Source organism: Pseudoxanthomonas sangjuensis, from assembly GCF_010211755.1.
GTDB classification, from domain to species: domain Bacteria; phylum Pseudomonadota; class Gammaproteobacteria; order Xanthomonadales; family Xanthomonadaceae; genus Pseudoxanthomonas_A; species Pseudoxanthomonas_A sangjuensis.
This window is the reverse complement of the sequence record NZ_PDWR01000035.1, coordinates 21,460-28,286: the sequence shown is the minus strand read 5'-3', so window position 1 is coordinate 28,286 and position 6,827 is coordinate 21,460. Positions and strand designations below refer to the sequence as shown.

The window sequence follows — 6,827 nt, the reverse complement described above, 5'->3', positions numbered from 1 at the left end:
GTGGGCCACTGCGGTGACAACGCCGCGTGCGAAGGCTTCTTCGGCCTGCTCAAGCGCGAGCGGGTCTACCGCATGACCTACCCAACGCTCGATGCCGCGAGGGCTGATGTGTTCGAATACATCGAGCGGTTCCACAACCCGAGGATGCGACGAAGGGTCGCCAGGCAAGACCAGAAGTTCTCAGCCCTTTTACAACCGTCCGTGATTTCGGGGTAGAACCCAAGGAAGAGGTGAGAAGTCGGCTTAGGGATTTCTGCGAGAGCAAGTCCGAATTTCACGATGTCCTTGCTTTTTTGCAGCATGCGGAAGATAGAGCGGAAAGTCACAAGGCCATAGCCTCAAGTGAAGGAAAGGATGGCTTTGTTTACCTTATAAAGTCAGGCAGGCATTACAAAATTGGATTTACAAACGATCTGATCAGGCGCGGAAAAGAAATTTCCATAGAGTTGCCGGAGCGTGCAGAAGTTATCCATGTGATAGCAACCGACGATCCATCCGGTATCGAGGTCTATTGGCATCGGCGCTTCAAGGACAAGCGAGTCAACGGCGAGTGGTTTCTCCTCTCCCTGTCAGATGTGAAGGCTTTCAGGCGACGGAAATACATGTAAGCAAGCCCGGGTAGGGCGGGTCATGACCCGCCTCCCGCGATCCCGCTGGATCCCCGTGGCGGGTCATGACCCGCCCTACGGATGTCTCGTTCCTCGGCGGTATGGGACAATAGCCGCCCGCCCGCGGCCCGCCGGGCACCGCCCGCCCTCGAATTCAGGCCTTCCCATGACGACGCCCACCCGCCGCCAGCTCGCCAACGCCATCCGCTTCCTCGCCATCGACGGCGTGCAGGCCGCCAATTCCGGCCACCCCGGCATGCCGATGGGCATGGCCGACATCGCCGAAGTGCTGTGGAACGACTACCACCGCCACAGCCCGTCCAACCCGCAGTGGGCCAACCGCGACCGCTTCGTCCTGTCCAACGGCCACGGCTCGATGCTGCAGTACGCCCTGCTGCACCTGAGCGGCTACGACCTGCCGCTGGACGAGCTGAAGCACTTCCGCCAGCTGCACAGCAAGACCGCCGGCCACCCCGAGCACCACGAAACCCCCGGCGTCGAAACCACCACCGGCCCGCTCGGCCAGGGCTTCGCCAACGCCGTCGGCTTCGCCCTCGCCGAGAAGCTGCTGGCGCAGCGCTACAACCGCGAAGGCTTCGACCTGGTCGACCACCGCACCTGGGTGTTCATGGGCGACGGCTGCATGATGGAAGGCGTGTCGCACGAGGCCGCGTCGCTGGCCGGCACCTGGAAGCTCGGCAAGCTGGTCGCGTTCTACGACGACAACGGCATCTCCATCGACGGCGAAGTCGAGGAGTGGTTCACCGACGACACCCCGGCTCGCTTCGAAGCGTACGGCTGGCAGGTGATCCGCAACGTCGACGGCCACGACCCGGTCGAGGTCAAGAAGGCCATCGACACCGCGCTCAAGTCGACCGACAAGCCGACCCTGGTCTGCTGCAAGACCGTCATCGGCTTCGGTTCGCCGAACAAGGCCGGCAAGGAAGAAAGCCACGGCGCCGCGCTGGGCAAGGACGAAGTTGAGCTGACCCGCAAGGCGCTGGACTGGCCGTATCCGGCGTTCGAGATCCCGCAGGACATCTACGCGGCGTGGAACGCGGTCGATGCCGGCAAGCGGTACGAAGCCGAGTGGAACGCGCTGTTCGAGAAGTACGCCGCGCGGTTCCCGGCCGAGGCGCAGGAGCTCGACCGCCGCCTGCGCGGCGAACTGCCGGCCGGCTTCGTCGAGGCGGCCAACGCCTTCGTCGCCAAGCAGCAGCTCGACGGCCCGGGCATCGCCTCGCGCAAGGCCTCGCAGCTGACCATCGAGGCGTTCGCGCCGCTGCTGCCGGAACTGATCGGCGGTTCGGCCGACCTGGCGCCGTCCAACCTGACCCAGTGGAAGGCCAGCAAGTCGGTGACCGGGGCCGACGCGAACGCCAACTACGTGCACTACGGTGTGCGCGAGTTCGGCATGTCGGCGATCGCGAATGGCCTTGCCCTGCACGGCGGCTTCCTGCCGTTCGATGCGACCTTCCTGGTGTTCAGCGACTACGCGCGCAACGCGGTGCGGATGAGCGCGCTGATCCCGGCGCACGTGATCCACGTCTACACCCACGACTCGATCGGCCTCGGCGAGGACGGCCCGACCCACCAGCCGGTCGAGCACCTCGCCACGCTGCGCTACATCCCGAACAACGACGTGTGGCGCCCGTGCGACGCGGTCGAGTCGGCGATGGCGTGGAAGCAGGCGGTGCTGCGCAAGGACGGGCCGAGTTGCCTGGTGTTCTCGCGCCAGAACCTGCCGCACCAGCCGCGCGACGAAGGCCAGGTGCTCGACATCGCCCGCGGCGGCTACGTGCTGAAGGACAGCGAAGGCGCGCCGGACGTGATCCTGATCGCCACCGGTTCCGAGGTCGGCCTCGCGGTGCAGGCGAAGGCGGCGCTCGACGCGGAAGGCATCAAGGCGCGCGTGGTGTCGATGCCGTGCACCGAGGCGTTCGACCGCCAGGACGCGGCGTATCGCGAGGCGGTACTGCCGAAGTCGGTGCGCAAGCGCGTGGCGATCGAGGCGGGCATCGCCGACTACTGGCGCAAGTACGTCGGCCTGGACGGGGCGGTGGTCGGCATGACCACGTTCGGCGCGTCGGCGCCGGCGGACAAGCTGTTCCCGCATTTCGGTTTCACCGTCGACAAGGTCGTCGAGGCGGCGAAGGCGCTTTGACGGATCGAAACCCTTCTCCCGCTTGCGGGAGAAGGGGCCCGGAGGGCGGATGAGGGCGCTCGCGAAGCGGGCATGCTTCCGTGCAAAAGCCGGACCCTCACCCTCGCGCTTCGCGCGTTTCCCTCTCCCGCAAGCGGGAGAGGAGTTGGTTCAGGGCTCGTCGAGCATCTCGGGCTTGAACAGTTTTCGCCGCGAGATTTCCGCTCCGGACACCATGAACTCGCCGTTGCCGCGGTAATGCACGGTCTTCGGCAGTTTCGGCGATGCGGCGACATGTGCCTTCACCACCTGCCAGATGAAGAGGTTGTACAGGTCGGTGTTGCGCATCTCGTGCAGCACGCATTCGAAGTTCGCGTGGCACTCGCCGACCAGCGGCGCAGAAACTTCCTCGCCGGCCACCGCGCTCAGGCCGAAGCGCTCGAACTTGTCGCCGTCGCGGCCGCTGCAATTGCCGATGCCGACGACGGCGTCGAGCAGGTCGACGGTCGGCAGGTTGAGCGCGCACTCGCGGCTGTTGCGGACCAGATGATGGGTGCGGTTCGCGTCCCAGATGTAGGTGCCGACCAAGTCCCAGCCGAGCATCATGTGCCAGCCCATCGTCATGATGTCGTGTTCGCCGTTCCACGCCGAGCTGAGCAGCACGACCGGGCCGGGCTCGAGGAAGCGGCGGACCTGTTCGACCGGGAAATCGCGCTTGCGTTTCATCGGGGGCTCCTCGTGCGGACCTCCCACCCCCGGCGGGAAAGGGATCGGAGGAAGGTATCGCGAATCGGCGATGCGTTGTCGGCACCCGCGGTATCGCGCGGATTTTATGGCAGTATTCGCGTCATCCACGAGCAGCGGAGGCGGCCATGGCGTTTGCGGCAAAGTTGATGGCGGTCGCGGTGTTGTCGGGAATGGCGTGTGCGGCGCAGGCCGACGACTATCCCAAGCCGGTCCAGTTCTGGAATTCGGCGGCGAAGGATGGCGTGGTGCTTTATTGCGGCGCTGCGGGTTCGGCGGCGACCGGGCTTGGAAAGGAGTTCAAGGGCCGGTCCGTGTCCGTGTATGCGGGCGGGCTGTGGGAAATCCGCGAGCACGAAGGCAAGGCGATCAGCGCGAAGTTCTACCGGCAACAAGCGGGAGAGACTTGCGAAGTCTTCTCTGCGGAGGAATACCGGAAACAGTCCGGAAAGTGACGCGCCTGATTTTCCGGAACGACAAAAAAAGCCGCGCATTGCGCGGCTTTTCCGTTTGGGCGCATGCCGTTCCGACGCGTGTCATTTCAACGCGGTATTGAGCAGTTCCGCCAACCGCTCCGCGCCTTCGATGATGCGCTGTTCGGCCAACGGGCGCATCGCGTCCAGGTAGGCGTGGGTCATCACGTGCTGTTGCGGATACAGCTGGTGCGCGTCGATCAGCGAGCAGGATTCGCCGGCCCACGCCAGCGGCGCGCTGTCCGCGCCCACCGCGTGCGCCGAAGGCACCTGCCGGTGCAGCTTGCGCGCGTACTGCTTCGGGTTGAGGCCGGCGGAGGCCAGGATGTAGTAGTCCCACACCGAGTGCAGGTTGGTGCCCATCACGCCGTCGACGTAATTCTTGCGTGCGTACTCTTCGGGCTGGATCGGCGTGCGCAGGCTGATCTGGAAGCGGTTGCCGCCGGCGTCGTCGCGGTTGCCGGCGTGCATCGGCTGGTGCGCGTCGCCGACGAGGTGGACGACGAACTTCAACGCATCGCGCCGCGCCTGCAGCGGCTGCGACTTGTCGGCGAGGATCTTGACCTGCTCCTCGATGGCGCGGGTCACGCAGCCGCCGTCCTTGCAGTCGCGTTCGGGGTCGAACGCGCAACCGCCGCCCTTGGCGTTGATGTAGTGCCAGCGCGAGGTCGCCTTGAAGCGCTCCGGATCGTTGCCGCGCAGGTCGTCGGCCCAGCTGGCGATGCCGGCCAGGGTCGGGTCCTGTTCGCCCTTGAGCAACAGTTCGACCTGGGCGCGCGCCCGCGGGTTGAGGTTGTATGAAGCCAGCTCCCCGACCAGCCAGTGGCCGAGCCGGCCCCAGGCGAAGGCCGGCGCGGGCAGCAGGGACAGGAAAAGGAGCAGTGCGATCGGTCGGCGGATGTCCATGGCGCGACTTTACCCGACCGGGGTGCCGTCCGGAAGAAAGGCCGCCCGGGAAAAGACGGCGGCGGATGCCTCATCTTCATCCGCCGCCGCGACCGGGAGGCCCGGGCTCAGAACTGGAAGACGTAGGCCGCGCCGTACACCAGGGGGTCGATGTTCACGGTGCCGAGGCCGGCGCCGTCCAGTTCAACGTCGGTGTCGATGTCGATCCAGCGCGCGTCGACGCGGATCGCGCCCTTGCCGACCTTGAAGTCGATGCCGGCATGCGCGGCCAGGCCCCACGAGTCGTCCAGCTTCAGCTTGCTGTCCGCCAGCGCGCCGCTGGTGTCCTCGCTGAAGAAGGCGGTGTAGTTGAGGCCGGCGCCGACGAACGGCGAGACCTTGCCGGCGCCGTTGAAGTGGTATTGCAGCGTGAAGGTCGGCGGCAGCTGCTTGGTGCTGCCGACCTTGCCGAGGCCTTCGACGGAGATGTCGTGCTTGAACGGCAGCGCGGCGATCACCTCGATGCCGAGGTTGTCGCGGACGAAGTACTCCAGCGTCACCGTCGGCTTGGCGTCCGCGCCGACGTCCACCGGCAGGGTGCCGCCGGCGAGCGCGCCGTTGTCGGACTTCGGGTCGACCTGGTGCGCACCGACGCCCAGCGTCCACGCCCCCTGCGACTGGGCGAAGGCGGGGACGGCGAAGAGGGTGGTGAGCAGGGAAGCGGCAATCAGGGTCTTTTTCATGGTGGGGTCTCCGTGGAATCTGCGGCCAGTCTCCGCCCGCGCCCCGCGTCCCGCCTTGATCACGATCAATCCGCCCGCGCCGGCCTGCTAGAATGGAACTTCCTTCAACCGCTATCCGGCCCGCGCCGCGTGGCCGCAGGAGTCCAGGGCAATGACGATCAAGGTGGGCATCAACGGTTTCGGGCGCATCGGCCGCAACGTGCTGCGCGCGGCGGTGCAGAATTTCGGCGACATCGAGATCGTCGCGATCAACGATCTGCTCGAGCCCGACTACCTGGCCTACATGCTGAAGTACGATTCGGTGCACGGCCGCTTCAAGGGCGACATCGCCATCGATGGCGGCGTGCTGGTCATCAACGGCAGGAAGATCCGCCTGACCCAGGAACGCGACCCGGCCAACCTGAAGTGGAACGAAGTCGGCGCCGACGTGGTGATCGAATCGACCGGCCTGTTCCTTGACAAGGCCAGCGCGCAGAAGCACCTCGACGCCGGCGCGAAGAAGGTGATCCTGTCGGCGCCGTCGAAGGACGACACGCCGATGTTCGTGTTCGGCGTCAACGACAAGACCTACGCCGGCCAGGCGATCATCTCGAACGCTTCGTGCACCACCAATTGCCTGGCGCCGATCGCCAAGGTGCTGCACGACAAGTGGGGCATCAAGCGCGGCCTGATGACCACCGTGCACGCCGCCACCGCGACGCAGAAGACCGTCGACGGCCCGAGCAACAAGGACTGGCGCGGCGGCCGCGGCATCCTCGAGAACATCATCCCGTCCAGCACCGGCGCGGCCAAAGCGGTCGGCGTGGTGATCCCGGAACTGAACAAGAAGCTGACCGGCATGTCGTTCCGCGTGCCGACGTCCGACGTGTCGGTGGTCGACCTGACCTGCGAGCTGGAGAAGGAAGCGACCTACGACGAGATCAAGGCCGAGATGAAGGCGCAGAGCGAAGGCGCGCTGAAGGGCATCCTCGGCTACACCGAGGACAAGGTGGTCGCCACCGACTTCCGCGGCGATGCGCGCACCAGCATCTTCGACGCCGACGCCGGCATCGCGCTGGACAAGACCTTCGTCAAGCTGGTGTCGTGGTACGACAACGAGTGGGGCTACTCGAACAAGTGCCTGGAGATGGTCCGGGTCGTCGCCAAGTGAGTTGGCCGGCCGCCCGCCGATAAGGAAACGCCCCGTTCGCAGCGGGGCGTTTTCGCGTGCGGCGACGGTTCGCCGCAGGGT

8 protein-coding genes are annotated in these 6,827 nt (G+C 66.0%); 5 read left to right on the top strand and 3 right to left on the bottom strand.

Features of this window, described 5'->3' with window-relative positions:
• The 3 genes from CSC71_RS14305 to tkt all read left to right on the top strand — a co-directional run.
• Nucleotides 1-216 (top strand): IS3 family transposase (locus tag CSC71_RS14305; protein WP_162373230.1); only part of this gene is annotated, 216 nt, incomplete at its 5' end.
• Between the two features lie 14 nt (nt 217-230).
• Nucleotides 231-608, top strand: coding sequence for a GIY-YIG nuclease family protein (locus CSC71_RS14300; RefSeq protein WP_211368053.1), 378 nt, complete (start codon nt 231-233; stop codon nt 606-608).
• A 166-nt stretch (nt 609-774) separates the two neighbouring features.
• The gene (gene tkt, locus CSC71_RS14295; protein WP_162375055.1) at nt 775-2,772 is read left to right on the top strand and encodes a transketolase; all 1,998 of its coding nucleotides are present in this window, start codon (nt 775-777) and stop codon (nt 2,770-2,772) included.
• Nucleotides 2,773-2,922: 150 nt separating this feature from the next.
• Here tkt and CSC71_RS14290 read toward each other — a convergent pair whose 3' ends face one another.
• Entirely contained in the window at nt 2,923-3,477 is a 555-nt protein-coding gene (locus CSC71_RS14290; protein ID WP_162375054.1) for a flavin reductase family protein, read from the bottom strand.
• Nucleotides 3,478-3,623: 146 nt separating this feature from the next.
• Here CSC71_RS14290 and CSC71_RS14285 point away from each other — a divergent pair, with 146 nt between their 5' ends.
• On the top strand, nt 3,624-3,950 hold the full coding sequence (locus tag CSC71_RS14285; protein ID WP_162375053.1) for a hypothetical protein: 327 nt from the start codon (nt 3,624-3,626) through the stop codon (nt 3,948-3,950).
• A gap of 81 nt (nt 3,951-4,031) precedes the next feature.
• Here the strand turns inward: CSC71_RS14285 and CSC71_RS14280 are convergent, their stop codons facing one another.
• Nucleotides 4,032-4,874 (bottom strand): S1/P1 nuclease, encoded by an 843-nt coding sequence (locus CSC71_RS14280; RefSeq protein ID WP_162375052.1) that lies wholly within the window; start codon nt 4,872-4,874, stop codon nt 4,032-4,034.
• Between the two features lie 107 nt (nt 4,875-4,981).
• Nucleotides 4,982-5,596 carry an OmpW/AlkL family protein gene (locus tag CSC71_RS14275; protein WP_162375051.1) on the bottom strand — a complete coding sequence of 205 codons (615 nt, stop codon included), beginning with the start codon at nt 5,594-5,596 and terminating at the stop codon, nt 4,982-4,984.
• Nucleotides 5,597-5,747: 151 nt separating this feature from the next.
• On the opposite strand from CSC71_RS14275, the gene gap reads away from it, so the two are divergent.
• Nucleotides 5,748-6,746, top strand: a complete 999-nt coding sequence (gene gap, locus CSC71_RS14270; RefSeq protein ID WP_162375050.1) for a type I glyceraldehyde-3-phosphate dehydrogenase — start codon at nt 5,748-5,750, stop codon at nt 6,744-6,746.
• Nucleotides 6,747-6,827 lie beyond the last annotated feature (81 nt).

What these genes read in the sequence shown, in the direction of transcription:
- CSC71_RS14285 (WP_162375053.1), top strand. Translation starts at nt 3,624, where the DNA reads ATGGCGTTTGCGGCAAAGTTGATGGCGGTCGCGGTGTTGTCGGGAATG.
- gap (WP_162375050.1), top strand. Translation starts at nt 5,748, where the DNA reads ATGACGATCAAGGTGGGCATCAACGGTTTCGGGCGCATCGGCCGCAAC.
- CSC71_RS14290 (WP_162375054.1), bottom strand. Translation starts at nt 3,477, where the DNA reads ATGAAACGCAAGCGCGATTTCCCGGTCGAACAGGTCCGCCGCTTCCTC.
- tkt (WP_162375055.1), top strand. Translation starts at nt 775, where the DNA reads ATGACGACGCCCACCCGCCGCCAGCTCGCCAACGCCATCCGCTTCCTC.
- CSC71_RS14275 (WP_162375051.1), bottom strand. Translation starts at nt 5,596, where the DNA reads ATGAAAAAGACCCTGATTGCCGCTTCCCTGCTCACCACCCTCTTCGCC.
- CSC71_RS14280 (WP_162375052.1), bottom strand. Translation starts at nt 4,874, where the DNA reads ATGGACATCCGCCGACCGATCGCACTGCTCCTTTTCCTGTCCCTGCTG.